This window comes from Pedobacter segetis, assembly GCF_016623585.1.
In the GTDB taxonomy this organism is placed as follows: Bacteria; Bacteroidota; Bacteroidia; order Sphingobacteriales; family Sphingobacteriaceae; genus Pseudopedobacter; species Pseudopedobacter segetis.
Genome location: NZ_JAEHFY010000021.1, coordinates 53,845 through 75,594 on the forward strand (window position 1 = coordinate 53,845; position 21,750 = coordinate 75,594).

A 21,750-nucleotide genomic window follows, 5' to 3' on the forward strand; every position below is an offset into this window, starting at 1 on the left:
TTAAAAATAGCAATATATCTTTTAAGTTTTAAGGGAATAGCACAAAGTTGCATAAAAACAATAACCCCAACACATTTGTATCGGGGTTGCAATATATTTTAAAAAAATCAACTATTCAATTTCTACGTTATAACCGTTAATGGCATTCCCTTTATCTCCATAAAAGTTGAGATAAACGGTCCCTTTTAAATCTTGGTTTATTTGATTTAGTTGCCCAGCTGGGCCTATTTCTTCTGGGGTCTTCCATTTTTCACCTATTGGAGTAAGGTAGTTAAAGAAATAGACACCGCTATTTTTTGGATAATGGATGGCCGCATTTTCGGGCTGTTTGCCTTCGTTTGGTTTAAGCAGCCCTAAATAAAGATCATCTTCCGTTGCCATCCCTATGGTATGGTTGTTAAACAAATTTAACCTTGCCCAAAACCACTTGCCAAAATAGCCTTCAAACTCTGGGAAATTATAAACGTTGCCGGGGATATTTTCTTTTTTGTTAACCTCCCACACATTCATACTGGTTCCCTGCAGCCTATTTTTGTAAACCCGGTATGGCCCTTCGCCTAACCAACGCTTACTTTTTACTGCTATTTCGGGCAAATCAAACCCTACTCCCGCATAATAATATTTTCCTTTTGGCAGGGTAAAATCATAATCTAACTTTAAAATACCATTTGGCATAACCGTCCAGATTAGATTGTTAAAACCATTTATATTTTGATAGCTGATGACCATATTGCCACCTTGCTTTTTAAGCGTTGGTTGATGCCACGTTGCAGGTTTAACATCATAAATCCCACTATCTGCCTCGGCAACAATTTGCGGGATACCAGAAATGGGGAATAGCGTACTATCTACTTGTATAGCTACCGGCCCAAGCTTGTTTTCACTAAACTTAAACTTCACGTTGCCCGATTTGAAAAGCCATTTATCGGTTGAATCTTGTTTTACGATTTGCCCTTCAGAATTGGGCAAAAAACGAGCTAGATAATCACGTTTATCTTCAGGCAATAAACGCCAAGTCCACAATTGTTGGCCATAAGGATCAATAGCTGTAATCTCTAAGGCATCCATCTGTTTTAAATCTGCAAAGGTTGGTATTTGCAGAACGCCATTTTTACCGGGAGCTACATCAGGCCCAATCAAGTTTCCTTTTTTTAAAGTACGATAACCGTCAGAAGCCTCCATCGGCGCAGCAAAACGGATATATTTCCACTCGAAGGTGCATTGTTTAAGGTTGGTAAATGTGTATTTATTGATCAAATCGATTTTACCATTGAATGTAGAACCCAGTTTTTCTGTGGTAATTTGCACAGGAGACCATATTTCTTTTACCGCATTATAACTGCCTTTTTTTTCTTGATTAGGGCCAACTATGCCATCAGGGGCTTTATTCCCTTGGTTATCTATTCTACCGCCTTCATCGGTACGGATGATGCCCTCATCGTACAATGCCCAAATGATCAATCCGCCTCCAATTTTTGAATCTTCAATGGCTTTCCAATAATCAGCTAAACCTGCGCCTCCGCCCCCATCGTAAAGCGCATGCAATGTTTCATTGGGCATTACAATTTCATCTGATGCCAAACGGGAAGTTAGCTCCGCATAGGTAGGATAATATTGGGTGTTGATGAGTGGAAACCTACCCGGGTTTTTACCTGGCCAAGGTTCTGTTTTGGCTGCATTTTTATAAGGGCGGCGTTGCTGTATGTCCCATTTTAAAAACGCATCCTCTAACTCTGCATTGTGGGCCCTATGGTTACCATTGCCCCACATCACTACTGATGGATGATTTACATCGCGAATTACCAATTCTTTAACCAATACATTGCCAATATCTGTTTTTAAAGGGCTTGACCAACCCGGCAATTCATCTAAAACCATTAACCCAATAGAATCGCAAAGATCCAGAAAATGTACATCGGGTGGATAACAGGGCGTTCTAACGGTATTAAAATTCAAATCTTTCATCATCCTTACGTCTGATAAATTATCTGAAGGATTTAAGCTTCTGCCAGTTTTTGGCCTAAAGCTGTGCATACTTGCGCCTTTTAACAATATACGCTTACCATTAAGGTAAAAGCCATCGTGGTCTCGCACCTCAAAAGTGCGGAAACCAAAACGCTGCATAATGGTATGGATGGTTTTGCCTCCCTGCATAAGGGAAAGCTTTAAATTATATAGGCTTGGGAACTCTGGCGACCAAGCTTTTACATTACTGATTTTGCTTTGCAGAGCAGCACTTTCTAAAGAGCTTCCCATTTTTATAGAAAATGGTTTTCCTATTGCTTTGCCATCAATTGTATAAACTTGGGCGGTAAGGGATTGCCCACTTTGTGCCTGATTTAGGAAAGCATCAATTTTTAGGCTTCCATCCATCTTTGCATTTAAAGCAATACGTTCTATATGTGAAACTGGCAAAATATCGATATAAACCGGACGGAATATTCCGCCAAAAAGCCAAAAGTCTGCAGAACGTTCTGAACGTTCTATTGATGTGTTTTTAGACGGCTTGCTAACTTCCACTTCAATTAAATTTTCTCCTTCTTTCACTAAATCTGAAATATTGTATGAAAACTGGGTAACGCCGCCTTGATGCACCTCGCCGGCAGGTTTGCCGTTGATGGTTACCTTTGTATCGGTCATGGAGCCATCAAAAACCAATCTAACGTATTTGTTTTTAGTATCTGGTAAGCTAAAAGTGTGTTTATAAAATCCAATTTCTGGGTTGGTTTTATAATCCTGATCATCGGTTTGGTAGGTATAATATCCAAAACCCTGTAACTCCCAGTTTGAAGGTACGGGAATACTTGTCCAGTAACCACTGTTGCGCCCCGCTGTTATTTTAAAATCCCAATTTACGGCATCACTTGGGCCTTTGCCCGATAAATATTGACGTTGTTGTGCATCACTGCTTAAAGTTGTAAAAACAATGAGCATAAATATGCCGAGCTTTATAACAAGCAATTCGGTTTTAATCGACAATGGTTTTATTTTTGCCTTGATCATTTAATGTTTTGTTTAAGCGTTAATTTTGCAATATGGTAACCGATAATGGCGATAGCGTGATTTCTGTACTGTTACCAGAAATAGAAATAGCTTTTAAATCTTTTGTGTTTATGATGATACTTTCGGGAGAATCGCCTTTAAATTCTTTTGCTTTTAGGCTTTTGATATTTTTTGGTAATTGATTGAAATTTAGGATCAACTTTTGTGGCTCGTTGCTTTTGTTCAGCAAAAATACTTTACAATTATTCTTTTTATCGTTGATGCTGGCATAAGAACGCACAAAATTTGCGTTGGTAGTAGTTTTTACCATATTGCCAAACAGGTTTTCGTTTACCAATTTTACAACCTCGCCAATTGGTTTTCTTGAGTTATCGTCAACTCTTAAAAGCACTTCTACATCATGTGCGTCATTATCTTTTAAGCCAGTCCAAGGCGAATGTGTTCCCCAAAAATACGAATAGGCAACGTTAGGCATTGTTAGCTCGTTCATCAACATGTTAAAATACCATAATGCTTTATAAGTGTTATTGATATCGCCCATGCCCTTACCTATTGGCGAAAGCCCGGTTTCTGTTATCACAATATCCATATCAGGCTTTTTTGAACGGCTTACGGCATCCTGCATTTCTTTTACCACGGGTATATAATCCTCTGTATTTGCCTTCCATTTTTCATAGTTAGAGCAAGATTTGATAAACTGCCAGGCATATTGGTGTGCAGATGTGAAATCTATGAGGTTTGGATATTTTGAGACAATGGCATCAAAATATTCAGATTTTTCTAGAATGCCGGGGCCAACTTTGATACTCGGATCGGCCGCTTTCATGGCTGTGGTTATTTTCTGATAAAAATCAACATAAGCATCTTGAGAAAGTAATTTTCTATGATGGTCAACCTCGTTTCCAATTTGCCAATAAGCAACTTTATAGTTTTTTCTTTTCGCATACTTTACCCATTCGGTCGCAGCGGTAATCAATTCATCGGCAGTTGGGCCATCTTTATATTTTTGTGAAAAAACATTTACCACTACCAGAGGCTTTATATCTAGCTTTTGGCAAAGCCCCATATATTCGTCAAAATCCATGGCCGATTTAAAAGTTCCATCGTCATTTACCAACTCTTTCCAATTATAAGGTTGTTCTTCTTTTGAAGCAACTTTAGGGCGCAAACCATTTTTTGTGTCATCATAAGGTGGGGTGTGCCATAAATAGTTATCGGCCAAATGGCCATAAGGAAAGCGCAAAGAACCACAGCCAAGTTCTTTTATTGCGTTTGCAAAAGACTGCTTATCGTTAGGCCTTTTTTTATCAGAATCGGTTAGCCAACAAACATTTGCTGATGCAGCGCCTTTTCTAACATTCTTTTTTACAACTTTCCCAAAATCAATTTGGACATTTTGTTGCGCAAATACGGTGCATCCCATCGCTATAAAAAACACCGATAATACCATTTTACTGAACAAGTATTTGGGTTTGATTTTTTTAGAAAGTGTGATTAAACTAATCATTAGGTTAAATTGGTTTTTTGGTTTGATGGATTTTATTTTTTAGCATTAAAAAGCTCTTGAATGGTACTTATGCTCACTTCGGTTTGTGGGTTAAATTCTTTTGAAGCAATATAATTTAACAAGTTGTTGCGGAAAGTTTTAGTTACCGGGCGTTTATCTAAATCGGTTTCCAAATCAATGGCACAAATCATCAATTTTCCTTTGCCAACTTTCAATTCTGATAATAGTGCCAGTTTTCTGTTGATTTTCCAAGTATCAATGGGTTGTATAGGTGCTTTATAAGATTTTGGAAAAGGGTTTACCGAATCGTACGAATCCAAAATAATGGGATGGGCGTAGGTCAATAAATCCCACCATTGCCAATTTACATGGTCTTCTGTTGGGAAATTTTTAAATACCGGATATTTGGTATCGATCAAAATACCTGCTGCTGATGACTGTCCGGCATTTTCGCCAAAGCTTGTCCAGTAATAATTGGTAAAACAGATAGGCAGTTTACCTTTTAAATCTTCTTGAGCTGGTAAAAGCAAAACCGTTCCGCCTTTCTTTAACTTTTCTGCTACATCTGCGTTCCATTGCTTGGCAACGGTAATATTTTTTGGGATTTCCTTAACTTTAACATCTGGGAAAACCCATATATCCCAGCTATTTGTTAATTGTGGGCTTGCAGATTTCAGCTCTAAAACTAAATGGGTAGGTTGATCAACGGTGAGTTTTGGAGTAGCTATTTGACCGAGCATTTGTGCGCTGCCCTGCGCTATTTTTTGCTGTGACATATTCCATGATCGCAGTACTTTACCATCATCAGTTTTTAATTGCGCTGTAACCGATAGGTTGATATTCTCTTTACCAAAATGGCTAACCATTATATCGGCCTTAAAATCGGATAAAGAAGTAAATACTCTTTTTGGGATAGATGCCAATAATACGGTTGGTGCATTCCACTGCTTTACCATATTGGGGTTCACATAAGGTTTTGTATCGTAAAAAGCATCTGTAAACCCTACTGGTGCGGTATCTTGACCGGTAAAATCGGCCAGGCATAACCAGTGGAAACCTGCTAAACCTTTGGTTCTATAATCAGCTTCGAACTCCTCTTTGGTTAACTGGATCTGCCACTTTCCGGATACCCTCACAAAATCGGGCACTTGGTTTAGCATTCCTCTTTCCCGAAGTTGATCTTGGGCAATTTCAAGATAGGATGGGTTTAAGTAGCCCGTATATTTTGATATTTCATTCATCACATCTGGGTAAGCACAGAACTGTGCATTTTCATGTTGAATCAAAGGTATATCTCTTTTTGATACACCTTCATCCCAGTTTATTGATGTACCCGGCACCTGACTTTGGAAAGCCGAATTTAAAGGTAAAGGCGGCCAGCCATCTTGATACCTGATCCTTTGAAAAGGGTTCCCGGTACCACGCAAAACCTCATAATCTATATTTTCTGGATTGCTTTTACTATTTGCTTTTATAGAATAAAGGTGGCGTGGATCGACGGTTTTCCAAGTCGCTATCAGTTGCCGAAAAAATTCTTTATCCCCACCATTTTCATTCCCCTCTGCCAATTGCACAAAACTTGGATGGTTGCCATAACGGTTTAAAATCGCAAGACTTTCTTCCTTCAAAAAATCAAACTGGGGCTGTTTATTAACGGTTACCCATTCGCCAACCTCTGGGGCCAAATAAATCCCAATCTCATCGGCAGCAGTAAAAGCTGCTTCCGGTGGGCACCACGAGTGAAACCTGGCCATGTTTAAACCAAAATCCTTGTAGGTTTGCCAAACCCGTTTCCATGAATTTACATCCATAGGAGTGTACCCTGTTTTAGGAAAAACCGCACAGTCCACGTTTCCACGTAAAAAAGTCTGTTGCCCGTTTATTGCAAACATTTTTCCGGCAATTCCAAAGCTGCGCATCCCAAAAGTTTGCGTGGCAACATTTATTGTTTCAGCAGATTCTGAACCTAATTTCAGCATCAGGTTGATCTGGTATAAGTTTGCGTCAAATTCGTCCCAAAGTTTTACATCATCGCCCATAGGGAAATTAAAATCAAAAGCATTTTCGGTAGATTTTAGCACTCCTGAAACTTTAAGAATTTTGAGTTTTTGTGCATCTCCGTTTAAGTCTTTAACACTTGCGTCCAATAGCCATTGTGTGTTTGGGTCTGGCTGTTCGGTAACGATGGTTCCTTTTACCCTTACCAATTTTTTATTTACATCTGGATAAAGTTGAACATTTGTGATATGTATTGCCGATTGTGCCCTTAACTCTAGTTTGCCAATGATGCCGTTCCAAGTTCCGGCGGTTTGTTCAGAAACAGAATGTGGCTTGCCGCCTATGTTCACTATTTCAGAATTATCAACCCTAAGCACCAAAGTGTGCCGCCCAGGTTTTATATTTTTTAAACGATAAATGTGGGGCGTACCAAGACTTCTGTTTTGCCCTATATACTCACCATCTAGCCATAACCTGGTTTCCCAATGGCAACGTTCTAAAAATAACTCAACATCTTTTTGTTCCCAACCTTTCGGGATATTTACTTGCAGGGTGTACCATGCAGCACCAATATAATGCCTGTCTGGTACTAAAAACTCTTGAAGCTTAAAATTTGATTTATCTTGGTATTTCGCCATCCAAGGGCGATCGGTAAACCATTTGTGGAAATCCTCACCGTTCCACCATTTGGTATCAATAGATGGGATGTTACCGTAACCTTGCTCTTGCAAACAACCAGGCAACCTTATAATGGCAGAATCTGATGGATTTTTAAACCATTTTTCTGATATACCCTTATTATCTGGATCTAACTTAAAATGCCATTCGCCAGCAAGGTTTAAAACTTCCTGAGCCAATAAAATATTTGTTTGTGCTAACAAAAAAACAAATAGAAATAAAAAGGTTCTTTTCATTTAATTTATTTGTGAAGTTTAATTTTAGGCTGTACAATAAATATTAGATGGTAAAACCATCCATCAACTTAAAGGGTTTATTTTGCACTCTTTTGACACAAGAGCATTGATTTCAAAATTCTCAAAATTTGATGTTTTTACTAGGGTCAAATTCATTTTTTAATAGGGGCATTTAACTCATGTCCCTTAAAAATAACCTATGGGTTGGGCTATTTAGCGATCCTTTGATTATTCGCTACTTTCGCTTTCATCGATATGAATGTCTAAACTTCTTAAAAAATCCCTTCCGGCCGACTGTACATTGTAGGCTAGCTTTTTATTGGAAAGCAAACCTTGTATCGTACTTAAAAAAACCTCTCTGTTAGGCGTATAAATTAGGTAGTTGATAGTCATTAAAGCCAACAGCTCATTATCGCTTTTGATCAATTTCTTTAAATTGCTTTCTGCTTGGGTATCCTTAAATGCAGCATAAGCCACGGCACATAATGTTGATTGTGCGGGCGGGTAGTTATCATTAAGGTTAGCTAAAATTTGCTTTTTATAGGGCTGTAATAAGTTAAAGGGCTGAGAGCGTAAACCTAATGCTGCCCAATAGCGAACAATTTTATTATCGTTTGATAATAGCCCTATTTGTTGCTTAACAATAGGAGCCCCTCTTTTGCCAGCCAATGAGGCTGCGGCGTAAATTTTATCAAAAGGATATTTAGGGTTATCCAAGCGGTATAGGTAAGGGCTTGTTGTTTTCGATATTTGTGCCAGCTCATATTCGGGCAAAAACATAATATCTTTTGATGCCTTTAATTTATCATCCAGCTGTTTCCGCATTTTTTGTAAAGCGGTTGCGTAAGCTATATCGTTCACTAAATTTCTGGTTTCCCAAACATCTTTAGAAAGATCAAACAAAAACTCTGTTGGCCTATCCTCAAATAAGCTTTTTTGTAAAGGATTTAGTTTTCCTTCGGCAAAATCTTTCCGCATCTGTTTTTTAATATCGCCAATCTCCATGTAATTGATATACCTGGCCTCGTTGATAAAAGGATAGTAATTACGAGAATAGATTAGGTTTCCGTTGGTTACGGAGCGCACCATATCCACGCCATTATCCGATCTATCGCTCGATAAAATTAAATGATCAACAGGTTTTGCCCTTTTAGCACCTATTAAAACCCGACCTTCCATATATTTAGGAACATCGGCCCCAGCCAAAGCAAGCATACTTGGCGCAAGGTCTTCAAAATCAATCAGTTCGTCAGTTACTATCCCGCCTGTTTTCCATGGTGATAGGTTTTTATACATCGATGGAAACCAAGCAATAAATGGTACTCGGTAACCATAATCAATCCCGTTGGTTTTACCACGTGGCATACCCTCGCCATGATCGGCAAAACAAAAAACAATCGTACTATCCAACAAATTATCGTCTTTTAGTTTTTGTAGCAGTTCGCCTATTTTATTGTCTGTTAATTTTATGGAGTTGTAAACACGGGCAAATTGCTTGCGCATTTCTGGGGAATCTTTATAAAAAGGCGGCATTGCAAAGTCGTTTTCGCCTATCCTATCTGCCTCGGGCAGCTCATTAATAACAGAGCTGATATATTTTGGGTATGGGAATGTCATGGTGCGAGACTGGTGCGAATCCATATAATTGAAAACCGCAAAAAATGGCTGTCCAGGTTTTCTGTTCCACCAGCCGGCTTTGCCAGAGCTTTCATCCCAGGCCTGTTTAATAAATTCTTTGGGGTTGGCTACATTATAATCAGTTTTTGAGTTGTTGGTAGTATAATACCCTGCTTTTTGCATGTAATATGGAAACCCATGTATAAAATCAGGTATTTTATAATTACTTCGATGGTTTCCTGTACCCATTTCAAAAGTTCGCACACCGGTAATGAGGGTTGAGCGGGATGGGGAACAAACTGTACCGGTAGAAAAAGCGTTGGTAAACCTAATGCCTTCGGCGGCCAGCTTATCCAGAACTGGGGTTTTGGCATCCTTGTTTCCATAACAGCCAATAAATTGAGGGGAAGTATCTTCATAGGTGATCCATAAAATATTGGGCTTTTTTTGTGCAAAAGCAAATTGCTGAATGCAAAGCAATAACATCAAAAGCTTTAAAAATTTCATTGTTTTGAGTTTTACTTGTTATCGTTTTGTTGGCTTAGGTAGTTAGCAATGTCGTATTTTATCCAGCCTCCACCTTTTGTCCATTTGGGCTTTTGTAACTGTGATTCCCAACTTTTCAACTTATTAATTAAATCGGTTTTTACCTGTGGGTATTTTGCTGATAGATCAGTAGTTTCGGAAATATCTGCTTTTATATTATACAAAGTGTAATCCCCTTCCGGGCTAAGCACCAGTTTCCAATCGTTATGCCTTACCGCGGCATTATCGCCAATACGCCAGAATAATGTTTCGTGAGGTTTATCACTTTTCTGTTTTAAAAGATATGGCATCAAATCAACTCCATCTAATGTTTTGCCCAAAGTTTGTTTGCCCCCACCAGCAGCATAAATAGTGGGTAAAAAATCAAACCCCATAATAGGCTCATTATATTTTTGGTTGGCTTTAAGTTTTGCAGGCCATTTTACAATACAGGGAACTCTAATTCCACCTTCCCAATTTTGTCCTTTATGGCCTCTTAGCACTCCATTATCGGCGGCAATATCTGGTGTACCTCCGTTATCGTTAAAAAAAATAAGAAGTGTGTTTTTATCTAAGCCTAATTGTTTAAGCGTTGCATTAATTTTGCCGATGCCTTCATCCATAGACTTGGTCATGGCGGCATTAAATCTTTTCTTTTTATCTGTAATGTTTTTGTAATAGTCCAAATCCTCTGGTTTTGCATCTAGCGGAGTGTGTACCGAATTGTAAGAAAGGTAAAAGAAAAAGGGTTTCTCCTTGTTGTTTTTAATGTAGCTGATGGCGTAATTGGTTAAATCATCTGTTAGGTAAGTAACGCTATCCTCTGGAAACACTTTTTTATTTTTAATCAGCACATAATGCTCACTTACCTCACCTTTTACTGAAAAATAAGGACGAGCGCCGCCTAAAAAGCCAAAAAAATCGTCGAAACCACGTTTCCATGGCAAAAACTGTGGACGAAGCCCCATATTCCATTTTCCGGCAAAGCCCGTGTGGTAACCAATGGATTTCATATAATCGCCCATGGTTTTCTCGTTTACATCTAAGCCCAAATCATCCTGTGTAAAGCCGGGCATCGGTTTTGCATCGGGTCCGTTAAATTCTTGCCCAAAACGTTGCTGGTACCTGCCAGACAGTATGCCCGCCCTTGAGGGGCAACATACCGATGCCGTAACATAAGCTTGTGTTAGGATTATTCCTTCGCTTGCCAGCTGATTGAGGTTTGGCGTTTTAATGAGCTTAGAACCCATAAATCCAAAATCGGCATAACCTGCATCATCAGATAATATAAAAATGACATTAGGTTTTTTACCAGTTTGGGCACTTAATGATATGGAAAATGCCAGCAGAAAGCCAATACAAATTGAGATACGTTTGAAGTTCATATTTAAAATTTTATCTAAAATTATTCGCTATAACCTAGTCTGCTGCCTTTTTGGGTTTTAATTTTATTTAATATGGCAGCCATTTCATCTGCTTTTTGCTTGTTGGTAGCCGCAAGATTTTTGGTTTCTGAAATATCACTCTTTAAATCAAATAATTGAGGCGTTTCTTGCAAACCCGACGCAATATTTTTATTCTTTAACCAATTAGGTGTTGGTTTTGATTGTGGCGCAATAAATTTCCAGTTATTATCCCTTAAGGCAAGTGTAAAACCTTCTTCAAGCATTACATCCCTTCCGGTTTTTGATTTTCCTAATAAAGCATCCAGTACATCAAAACTATCCGGGGCATCTTTTGGGGCAAGTTTTTGACCTGTTAATTTTGCCAATGAAGCAAACAGATCAACCTGATTTACTAAAGCTTCGCTGGTTCCTGGCTTTACCTTTTCTGGCCAGTACACCACTGTTGGTACTCTTGTACCCGCCTCATAAATGCTGTATTTCCCTCCTTTAAGGGGCCCGCCCGGTTTGTGATCTCCAACCAATTCTTCTGCCTTGTCATCATAACCATCGTTTAACACCGGCCCATTATCACTTGTAAAAATAATCAGTGTGTTTTTATCTAATCCCTTGCTTTTTAAGGCTTTCATCAGTTCGCCAACCGACCAATCCATCTGGGCAATATCATCGCCACGAGAACCCATGGTGCTTTTGTCTTTAAACATTTCGTTTGGCGCTCTTGGAACGTGTATATCTGTAAATGAAAAATATAAAAAGAAAGGATTTTCTTTATTTTCTGATAAGAAGTTATTTACCTTTCCCATCAATACTTTTGCCATATCTTCATCTTTCCACAAGGCAGATTTACCACCGCTCATAAAGCCAATTCGGCTAATTCCGTTGATAATGGTGTTACTGTGTTGCTTATCGGCTCCAAACTTTAAAAGCTGAGGCTCCTCTAAACCATTAGGATAAGCCCCTAAATCTTTATTATAATCAACTTTTATAGGGTCTTTTGGATCTAGGTTTACTACATGATGGTTTTCTACAAAAACGCATGGAACACGATCAAGAGTAGCAGGAACCAGAAAAGAATAATCGAAGCCAAGCTCATTTGGACCAGGGCTAATGGTTTTATTCCAATCTATATAGCCATTGCCCAAACCTAGGTGCCATTTACCAATTACCGCAGTTTTATACCCTGCTTTTTGTAACATGGCAGGCATGGTAGTTTTGTTGGTATCGATTAATAAGGGGGCATCGCCCGGTAAAATTGCCGCATTGTTTCTAAATGCGTAACTTCCTGTTAATAAAGAATATCTGGAAGGCGTACAAGTAGAGGCAGAACAATGTCCATCTGTAAAAACAAGTCCGTTTTTGGCAAGCGCATCAATATTTGGTGTACTTACTCCTTTTGCTCCCTGAAAACCAACATCCCCATAGCCTAAATCATCTATATAAACGATAATGATATTGGGCTTTTTAACTTCTTCTGTTTTTTTATTTTGAGTACAAGAAAACAGCGTAAAAAAGGGCAGAATGCAAGCAATTAAAGGATTAATCTTAAAATTCATTTTAATGAGGTTATAATTAATTTATGGTTATAAAAATACTGCAAACAGTTTTATTTTAAACAAAGCTGCACTATTTGCAATTAATAGGTTTTTTTTCCAAGACTTGGGCAAGTTTCAAATATACAGTACTTACGCACACTTAAAAATAGACAAAATTTTAAAAGCATAGATAATATTATTATTTCTGGAGATTATATCCCGCTTTATTTATGTTTAAATTAAAATCTCCCGTTATTTATCTTTTTTCATAGAGGTTTAAGGCATTAATCTAAAAGGATCTTCCCAACGGATAACCGGAATATTGTTCTCAAATGTTATTGGCAACCAAATGTAGCACCCGTCAATCGGGTTATCAGGCATCCACCTATCGCCCATAAATATAAATTTAGTTTCTGTGCCTTTATTTACCGGTAATATATATGTGCTTTGCGAATGGAAAGTGGTTTTGATATCTTCTTGGCTACCCCGTACAGGATTACCTATATTTTTATAAGGTCCATATATTTTATCGGCCACAAAGCTTCTGCCCGGGTTGGGAGCCCAGCCAGTTGTGCCAGACGTAAATAAATAATATTTGTTCTGATATTTAAAAAGCGCCGGAGCTTCATTACTACCCCCTGGTTTCACCCTCCAATATTCGTCGGTAAAATCCAGATAATCATCGGTAAGTTTTGATATGTGAAGTGTTTGGTTGTCTTCTGATGAATGGATATGATAGGCGGTACCATCATCATCCACAAATAAAGTCATATCTCTGGCCATTTGGCCTTTGTTAAAATCCCTCTGCACCAAAATTCCTTCGATTACTTTTTTATGCCATTCTGCATTTCTATCCGTTGGAATAGTAAAAGATAGGTTTTTCAAACTATCAGGAAAGTTTTGTGGCCAAACGCCTTTATTGGGCCTTATACTTTTTAAATACTTAAATGGTCCCTCAGGATGATCAGAAACGGCTAAACCTGTAAGTGCCGCATCGTAACCTTTACCTTTTAGTTCATGATGAAACCACATCACAAACTTTTTAGTTTTTTTGTTATAGATAACTTTTGGCCGTTCTAAAATGCAACCTGGTTGTAATAAACTATTGGTATTTGCTATCATTTTTAAAGCTAAGCCTTCGTTTTTCCACGTTGCCAAATCTTTTGAAGAATAGCAACTCACGCCATCCATGGCCATATTCCCACGTTTCCCGCTTCGTTTAAACTCTCCGTACCAATAATAAGTATCGTTATATTTTAAAATACCACCACCATGGGCATTTACCATCACCCCATCCGTATCTAGCCACGGTTTTCCCTGCTCAATCATTTGTGCCGAAAGCGTTGTTGCAAAACCTAAGAAAAAAAAAGTGAGGAAAACCTTATTAAATTGTTTCATATTTTGTTAATAATCTTAGGGATATAAAAAAGCTATCATATTCATTTATCTCTTTGTTTTTTTGATACACCTTAAAATAATCCATTTCATATTTGATGAGGAAACGGGATTATTGCAAATTATCGCCATTTGTACCAATGATTAAATTTAAAATAAAAATTACAGTTGTTTAAACTTTGGGTAGCCATTGATATTTATAACATCTTTCAGCAAAATATGGATTCTTTAGTTCATCGTTTAAATAAAGTTTAATCGCCTGCTGTTACTACGCTATTTGTAAATTTTTACAGACCCTAAAATACCATAAAAAATAAATCTGAAAAAAGGATTTCCCTTTAAAAAAAATTTTTAAACAAATTTACCGGCACAACGATAACAATGAGAAAACTTATCACTTTTATTATAAGCCGTGTTTTCAGCTATTATTCTTTTTCGCAAACCAAAGTTAAATCAGACAAACCTAATATCGTTATTTTTTTATCGATGATATTGGGTAAAAGGATTTAAGTTGCTATGGGAGCAACTTTTATAAAACATCAAATATTGATAAATTACCGATTGGATACAAAGGACATAAAAAGCTTTTTGCGAAATTAGCTGTGCCCAACTGTTCAATGTATTTGCCTTTAGAAGAAAAACGATTGCCTAATCTATAAAAGAAAAGGTTAGAAATAATGAATAAATGGCGCAAAAATGTAAATGCGCAAATGCCTATCCCAAACCCAAATTGTAATCGAGAAAAAGTAAATCAAAATGCAAAATCAAAAGATGGCGAACAATAATTGGTCATTAAAAGAAATGAAAGTAATTAAACATCAGTTCCAAATTTGGATCATCGAAAATAAAGATCGATATGTGCTGTAAGCATTTTTACCATTCTAAGGAGAGACTGCACCTAAAAGTTAAAATAATGGGCAATCTTTTGCTTGATTGCCCATTATTTGTTTTAACTGATAAATTTAATTTAATGTATCTAAACACGCAGCCGGCTTAGCTATTATAGGCCAGGGCTCCAACTACTCTGCCAACTGATATGAAGTTTTTTCTGATCAATCCGAAAAGGTAGCCAAATGTAGCGTGAGGTTGAAGGGTTAGTTGGCACATGAACATCAAAGTTTGCCACAAACTTATTTTCTTCGCCATCTAGCTTAAACATATAATTTGACTGGCCGCCCCAAGTTAGATCTGGGCCTATCCCGGTAACAGAATTTGTTCCGCTTAAAGGGTTACTTTGTACAGTCCATGGCCCGGCAAGGCTTGTTGCGGTGTAATACCTAGGGGGGTTAGGATCCCAGCCAGAAGAACCCGAACCTAATAAATGATAAGTACCAGATTTGTAAATTACCGCAACACCTTCTGTATATTTCTGGATTCCGCTCATTACTGTATAACTAGTAGCGGGGTTTAAATAGTTAGTGGTCATTTTGGCATAAACCAACACACCATCTGTTTTTCTTTTTGCAATATGATACAAATCTCCATTATCTGCCTTATAAAAAAAATGATCGCCTGTGCCTTTACTATCATTAGCTGCCAAAAATTTATGATCATAAGTAAACTGACCCGTAGGACTGTTACTTGTAGCTACCGCAACATAAGTTTTATCATAACCTTCCCCTTTTAGGTAAAGCTTAAAATAACAGATGTATTTACCCGTATTGTCGCACTTAACAACCTTAACCCTCTGAATTTTGCACCCAAGCTCAAGATCGCTGCCCGGGGTGTTATTTACGGCCAGTACGATCCCATAATCGGTCCAGTTAACTAAATCTTTAGAACGGTAGCAATGTACGCCGCCGTCTGTTTTTCCATTCTTTTCGCTACTGCCCGGTATTTTGTGTGTGCCGTACCAATAATAATATCCGTTCTGAAAAATAACGCCACCAGAGTGTGCATTAATAAGATTACCAGCCGTATCTTTCCAGGGCTGATCCGGAAAAATATTTGTCTGCGCCAAGGTGGTTTGCGCTTGAGGACTTACAGCCCCTTCTACCGCATCAACTTTTTGTTGCTGCGTTTTCTCTTTTTTACATTGCGCAAGACCTACTAACGTAAGTAATGCGCCCGCTAATAAAACTTTTCTTTTCATTTTAGTTTAATTTATTGTTATGATGGTTATAATTTGGTCGATACTTCAACTTAAAAACCTAGGCGGATTTTTCTAAAATCCTTTTAATAAAACAAGACATCTGTGCTTAATTGGGCAAAAACACCTTAATTATTATAGGCTATCAATGTTTCTGTTTTGGCTTTTTAACCTCCATCAACTTAAAATCAACTATAATGGCCAACAGACTTCTATTTTATCTAGTTCTTTCTGCTTCCAAACATCAAACACCAAATTCCTTCAAGTTTTATTGGTAGTTTACTTATTTTAAAAGTTTTATATGATCACCTTAATTTTTATTCCTTTAATATTTTTATCACATCAATAGAACTATCGGTTAAACCTCTCAAAAAATATAACCCTTTTTGGTAAGCACTCAAATTGATGGAGACTTTAGTAGCATTTGAAGCGATATTTTGAGAATAAACAACTTTACCCGTAACATCACTAACGGTTATTGACCTATACAAATTCCCATTGAAATTAACCGTAACGAAATCTTTAGCCGGAACAGGGTAAGCAACAAAACTAGATTGTTTATTTAAACTTAGGTTAACGGCTCTTATCCCTAAATCTTTGCTTGTTCCATCTAAATCTACTTGATGAAGCTGGTAATAATTATTACCGATATTAGGATTGTTATGCACAAAACGATAATGGTTTGGTTTGCTACCGTTCCCTTTAGTTTTTATTTTATCTAAAAGCTGAAATGTTTTTCCGTCTGTTGAATGGGAAATAGTGAAATAATCATTATTTGATTCGGAAGATGTATTCCAGTTTAATTCTACGGTATTTGTAGAAGTTTTATTAACGTTAAATGAAATCAATTCGACTGGTAAACTCGGGTCGTCCACGGTAAATGTAAGTGTATTTACCGAGAACGGTTCGGTGGTAATGGTGTAGCTTGTAACGTTAGGAGTAAATGTTTCATTTGTAGTTCCTTCTGTTTGGGTTACGCTTGTTGTAACTGTTGTTAATGATTTTATCGGGTAATCTGTATTATCAGATTTCTTGAGGGTAATGGTAATTTGCTCGGCTACGTCTGTGAAATTGCTTAGGTTTAGATAAACCTTATCCGAACCTTGCTTTCTAAAGGCTAAAATTTGTCTGATACTATTGGTAATATTCGCAGATGTATAATCCAATACGTTTGAATTCTTTGGCTGTGTATTGGTTATTTGCTTAAAGGCATTAAATTGCTTGTATGGAGATGGCGCATTTCCGTTTGTTGGGGTACGTATTAAACTAGAAGCTGCAAAGTTGGCTGAATTATTAGTTTGATAATAATACCATGCCTGCACACCACTATTGATGGCTACATTCATCAACGCAGACATATCCAAAACTGTTTTGATCTGGTCTCCTAAACCAGCGTAATTATCCAGCCCTAAGTTATCGTTGTGATAACCATGTTGTTCGTTCTGATAGAGTTTTTTCCCGTCTAAAGCCGCAATAATATCACCAAATGCACCATTATTTAACCCTCCCGCATATTGATGGGTAGAAACAATATCCAGTTGATTCCATGCTGATGGATAGTTGTTTTTAAAGTAATTTACGTAACTACGACATTGGGTTACCGATAAGGTACTTGGCCCCATAATTAGCGGAACTTTAATATTTGTAGTATTAATTAATGGGTCGTTCAATTTTGCCTTGAGTCTCGGGATTACCTCTTGCACCAATATTGCCAAGCCTTTTTTTGGATCACCATAACCATATTTGTTTTGTCTATTCAAATCGGGTTCATTTGATACATCGGCAATATCCACAACCACCCCACTATCTTTAAAAAATTTCAGAGTGTTAAAATACCAGTCGGCCACTTCATCATATATCCCAGTTCTGGTATAATCCAAATCTCCGTTGTTTGTACCCCCAATACATAGGTAACCCGGATAAGCCTGAAAAACCATCGCTATCTGGTTATCAGGGTTTATAGCTTTGGCTGCTTTCATAAATTTAATCCTTTTTGCGTAAGTACCTGCATTTGCAGGGTTTGAGGGATCCTGATTCATGTAAGTTTGAATAAAATCAAGTTTCAGCTCGTTGCTTAGCATCTGATCGGCCAAAGCCTGGTTAGCTTCGCTCATCCCAGCATAATCACCTTCGCTATTTCCAAAAGAACAGCCAGAACCTTCAAAAATATGCTTGTAAGTTTGGGCATTTATGGTTATAGATTTCTGCGCAAAGCTTGCAGAACTTAGAAATAAGGCTAGAAATAGGATAAAGTAAAAATTACGGTTCATATCAATAAGTTAGGTGTATGTATTCAATCTGGATAATTATGATAATTAAAGGATTGGTTAATTGGTTTATCTTTAAAATAGATATACAAAACTAAAATATATGTAAGCCGTAACTGGGATGCTTATTCGTTTTTGACAGGGGGCAATTTAGTTTATCCAACCGTTTTCAAGTATCAACTACCCTAAAAGTTGGCTTTTTAACAAAATTTTTGATCTAATGGAAATCCCATTTTCAAAAAAAATTAAAACACCCCCCCTTTTTTACTATTTCGGGTGCTAAAAAAAATTAGAAAGGGAAATACCTTAGCAGAAACCAAATTACACATATTATGAAAGGAAATTTTTACTCAATCAAAAAGCACTTTTGTGCTAAAAATTATTTAATGGCCGCATTATTTGCGGTTTGTTGCTCTAATACCAATGCCCAAACGGTTGTTTATCAGGAGGGATTTGGTAGTGCTGCAGTTGCCGAAGGATCTTATTCTGGTGGTACAAGTACGGTTCCTGGTTCACCTTCTCAAGCAACTTATACTACACAGGCCACAAAGATAGCATCAATTGTTGCTGACGCTGAGACTTCAGGAAATTATGTAATTAGTTATGGTACACAAGGAAGTAATTCTAAAGACGGTATTATGACAAGTTTCTCAAAAGTTAATCCCAACTATAAAACCACTTTATCTGATAACACAGGCAATGTTACGTTTACTATCAACATGAGAGCTTTTGGACAATTAACAACTTATAATACCAGCGGTGGAAAAGGTATGATGTTTGTAATTGGTAGTAACGTAGAAGACGTTTTTACAACATCTACTTCCGGATATGCGATTTTATTTCAAAAATCAACAACTAGCAATACTAACAATGAAGTTAGGTTTGTTAGTTTTTCTAATGGTGTATTTAATAATACAGTCTTTGTAGATCTAGCCTCATCAGGCCCTTTGGCAAGCACTACTAATTCAATAAGCGTTAAATTGGTATATAGGCCAAACGATCCTACTAATAATTGGCAATTCAACGTTAAACAGAATAGTTCTGCCGCATTTGAAGACCCTGAAACTGTTGATTATAGTATGGGTGGTGTTACAGCAACTTTTAATGATAATACTTATACTGGTACACCACTTCTTGGTTTTGGATTATTAGCTACCAGACAAAATAATGCTTCTGCAGTGGTTATTAATGCAGATAATTTAAAAATAGCAACAGATGCTACCCTCCCAATAAAATTAACAAGTTTTACAGGCAATTACCTAAATAATGGTGTTAATCTTAAATGGGAAACCGCATCAGAACTAAATACAGATAAATTTGAAATCGAAAGATTAGAAGATGGCTCTTTTAAATTTTTAGGTACGGTTAAAGCATCCGGAAATTCTTCTTCATCCAAAACTTATAGTTATATAGATAGAAACCCATTGTCTGGCACAAATTATTACAGATTAAAAACCATTGATAAAGACGGTTCTTTTGAGTACAATAAGGAAATAGCCGTAAATATTAAAGATTTAAGCCAAACCAACGCTATATCTTATCCTAACCCGGCAACTACATCTTTAAATATAGCGGTACCATCTAATTTTGTGGGGTCTTTTAAGGTAACTTTAACCAATTTAAATGGTCAAAAGGTTAAAGAACTAGATACAAATAGCTTTTCTTATCATTTAGATGTTACTACTTTTAAAAGAGGAATTTACATTCTAACAATAGCAGATAGCAAAGGAAACAAATCTTCTAAAGAGGTACAATTAAAGTAATCTCAAATATTTAGCTAAATGAAATGTCTCTAAAATTATAAAAGAGGCATTTCATTTATTAAAATTTTAACCCGTGAGGTTTCAATTTGAAAGGCTAAAATGAAGAAAGAGGATTCAAAAATACCATCAGTTTTGCCTTAGTTCTTCCAAATTTTCAACTAGGATTCAAAATCCAACAGCCTCCCTTGGTTTTACATCAGTTGCTTTGTTAAAAATTAAGCTATCTTCAAATGTTTAGTCATTTTCTGTTTTAGGTTTCATGATCATTGCTTCAACTAAATTTTCAATCGAGGCATAAAAAACCGTCTTTCAAACTTCAAATTATTAACAACCAAAATAACAGTAAACTAAAATTCTCCATTAAAAATATAGGGAAATCAAGATCAATTAGAAAGTGAAATTGTCCATTACAATCAGAAAAATATCCATATTGTTAAAGCCTATTTTAATTTATATTTGATGCTAATAAATGCCTTTTTAAAATCATTGACCTTATATAAAATTCATTACGTCCTAAATATTACAGGCTTAACAATAGAACAAAAACCAAATAGAACTAACTAACACAAAAGCTGTTTATGATTACGAATAAAAAAGCTAGAAACTTTTTTGTTTTTAGTATCCCAACACTATTCATTTTACTAACAAATATTGGTTATGGGCAAAACCTAAATGTAAATAAGAAGCCATCTGATAGGCCTTTGTTAAAATTATTAAACCAATTCTCTGCTGCAGATGTCCCGGTTTTAGGTTCTGGGGAAACAGAAGTACCAGAAAGAAAATGGGATACAACAATTGTTGTGCCTAAAAACTTACCGGGTAACGGAATTGCCCAACATCCTATGCTATATATTGGCGAAGGGTATAACAAAATGTTTTTGATCAATAAAGGAAAAACAATTTGGACCTACTCAACCGGTGGTGGATATGAATATGATGACGTATGGATGCTATCAAACGGTAATATTTTGTTTACCAGAATGCAGTATATTGCAGAAATTACACCAAAAAAGGAAGTAGTTTGGCGATATGATGCACCAGAAGGCACAGAAATACATGCCTGTCAACCTATTGGTTTAGATAAAGTGCTATTTATGCAAAACGGGACCCCGCCCAAACTATTTATCTTCAACATAAAAACCAATAAAGTAGAAGTAGAAAAGGAAATGCCTTACGACCCAAATAAAGGGGTACATGGTCAGTTCAGAAGGGTAAGATACACCGCAAATGGCACATATCTTGTCCCTTTTATGTTAATGGATAAGGTAATTGAATACGATAAGAACTTTAAAGAGTTATGGACTTATGATATTAAACAGCCATGGGCAGCCATTAGGTTAAAAAACGGGAACACTTTAATTACCGATGAGAAAGACATCTTAACCAGAGAAGTAAATACCGCAAAAGAAACCGTTTGGGAATTAAAACGAGAAGATCTACCAGAAGAATATCGCTTTATTAATACCCAAAGCTGTACGCGTTTAACAAACGGCAATACTATTATTTGCTCTAGAGGGAATAATGGTAAAGGACCACAGCTGGTAGAGGTTACGCCCGATAAAAAAGTGGTGTGGGTTTTGTGGGATTGGAAAAACCTTGGGCCCGCTACTGCGGTACAGGTACTTGATGACCCTGGAATCCCTGAGAAACCAGGAGAATCTGAGCACTAAATGTTAAATCATTAAATCATCATAAAGAAATATTTTAAATATACTGTGAAAATTAAAAATTCTATAG

The 21,750-nt window shown here is 36.9% G+C and carries 11 protein-coding genes; 2 read left to right on the plus strand and 9 right to left on the minus strand.

What is annotated here, in order from left to right; translation table 11 throughout:
* Window positions 1-111: 111 nt before the first annotated feature.
* From I5M32_RS13955 to I5M32_RS13995, 9 genes are all read right to left on the minus strand, one after another.
* On the minus strand, window positions 112-2,934 hold the full coding sequence (locus I5M32_RS13955) for a glycoside hydrolase family 2 protein (protein ID WP_200587425.1): 2,823 nt from the start codon (window positions 2,932-2,934) through the stop codon (window positions 112-114).
* An 88-nt stretch (window positions 2,935-3,022) separates the two neighbouring features.
* Complete coding sequence (locus I5M32_RS13960) at window positions 3,023-4,510, minus strand: hypothetical protein (RefSeq protein ID WP_200587427.1); 1,488 nt, start codon at window positions 4,508-4,510, stop codon at window positions 3,023-3,025.
* A 32-nt stretch (window positions 4,511-4,542) separates the two neighbouring features.
* Window positions 4,543-7,422 (minus strand): sugar-binding domain-containing protein, encoded by a 2,880-nt coding sequence (locus I5M32_RS13965; RefSeq protein WP_200587429.1) that lies wholly within the window; start codon window positions 7,420-7,422, stop codon window positions 4,543-4,545.
* A gap of 228 nt (window positions 7,423-7,650) precedes the next feature.
* A complete protein-coding gene (locus I5M32_RS13970) occupies window positions 7,651-9,546 on the minus strand; it encodes a sulfatase family protein (protein ID WP_200587431.1) in 1,896 nt (631 codons plus the stop codon).
* Between the two features lie 11 nt (window positions 9,547-9,557).
* A complete protein-coding gene (locus I5M32_RS13975) occupies window positions 9,558-10,949 on the minus strand; it encodes a sulfatase-like hydrolase/transferase (protein WP_200587433.1) in 1,392 nt (463 codons plus the stop codon).
* 20 nt (window positions 10,950-10,969) lie between these two features.
* Window positions 10,970-12,520 (minus strand): sulfatase family protein, encoded by a 1,551-nt coding sequence (locus I5M32_RS13980; protein WP_200587435.1) that lies wholly within the window; start codon window positions 12,518-12,520, stop codon window positions 10,970-10,972.
* Window positions 12,521-12,775: 255 nt separating this feature from the next.
* Window positions 12,776-13,897: a glycoside hydrolase family 43 protein gene (locus tag I5M32_RS13985; protein ID WP_200587437.1), complete on the minus strand. Its 1,122-nt coding sequence runs from the start codon at window positions 13,895-13,897 to the stop codon at window positions 12,776-12,778.
* Between the two features lie 997 nt (window positions 13,898-14,894).
* Window positions 14,895-15,986 (minus strand): family 43 glycosylhydrolase, encoded by a 1,092-nt coding sequence (locus I5M32_RS13990; protein ID WP_200587439.1) that lies wholly within the window; start codon window positions 15,984-15,986, stop codon window positions 14,895-14,897.
* 314 nt (window positions 15,987-16,300) lie between these two features.
* Window positions 16,301-18,253: a T9SS type A sorting domain-containing protein gene (locus tag I5M32_RS13995; RefSeq protein WP_200587440.1), complete on the minus strand. Its 1,953-nt coding sequence runs from the start codon at window positions 18,251-18,253 to the stop codon at window positions 16,301-16,303.
* Between the two features lie 329 nt (window positions 18,254-18,582).
* On the opposite strand from I5M32_RS13995, the gene I5M32_RS14000 reads away from it, so the two are divergent.
* Together I5M32_RS14000 and I5M32_RS14005 are read left to right on the plus strand one after the other, a co-directional pair.
* Window positions 18,583-20,013, plus strand: coding sequence for a T9SS type A sorting domain-containing protein (locus tag I5M32_RS14000; RefSeq protein ID WP_200587442.1), 1,431 nt, complete (start codon window positions 18,583-18,585; stop codon window positions 20,011-20,013).
* Window positions 20,014-20,591: 578 nt separating this feature from the next.
* Window positions 20,592-21,683, plus strand: a complete 1,092-nt coding sequence (locus tag I5M32_RS14005; protein WP_200587443.1) for a beta-propeller domain-containing protein — start codon at window positions 20,592-20,594, stop codon at window positions 21,681-21,683.
* The last annotated feature ends 67 nt before the right edge of the window (window positions 21,684-21,750 follow it).

Coding starts and splice junctions, on each gene's coding strand:
- I5M32_RS13955 (WP_200587425.1), bottom strand. CDS start 2,934: ATGCTCATTGTTTTTACAACTTTAAGCAGTGATGCACAACAACGTCAA.
- I5M32_RS13960 (WP_200587427.1), bottom strand. CDS start 4,510: ATGATTAGTTTAATCACACTTTCTAAAAAAATCAAACCCAAATACTTG.
- I5M32_RS13965 (WP_200587429.1), bottom strand. CDS start 7,422: ATGAAAAGAACCTTTTTATTTCTATTTGTTTTTTTGTTAGCACAAACA.
- I5M32_RS13970 (WP_200587431.1), bottom strand. CDS start 9,546: ATGAAATTTTTAAAGCTTTTGATGTTATTGCTTTGCATTCAGCAATTT.
- I5M32_RS13975 (WP_200587433.1), bottom strand. CDS start 10,949: ATGAACTTCAAACGTATCTCAATTTGTATTGGCTTTCTGCTGGCATTT.
- I5M32_RS13980 (WP_200587435.1), bottom strand. CDS start 12,520: ATGAATTTTAAGATTAATCCTTTAATTGCTTGCATTCTGCCCTTTTTT.
- I5M32_RS13985 (WP_200587437.1), bottom strand. CDS start 13,897: ATGAAACAATTTAATAAGGTTTTCCTCACTTTTTTTTTCTTAGGTTTT.
- I5M32_RS13990 (WP_200587439.1), bottom strand. CDS start 15,986: ATGAAAAGAAAAGTTTTATTAGCGGGCGCATTACTTACGTTAGTAGGT.
- I5M32_RS13995 (WP_200587440.1), bottom strand. CDS start 18,253: ATGAACCGTAATTTTTACTTTATCCTATTTCTAGCCTTATTTCTAAGT.
- I5M32_RS14000 (WP_200587442.1), top strand. CDS start 18,583: ATGAAAGGAAATTTTTACTCAATCAAAAAGCACTTTTGTGCTAAAAAT.
- I5M32_RS14005 (WP_200587443.1), top strand. CDS start 20,592: ATGATTACGAATAAAAAAGCTAGAAACTTTTTTGTTTTTAGTATCCCA.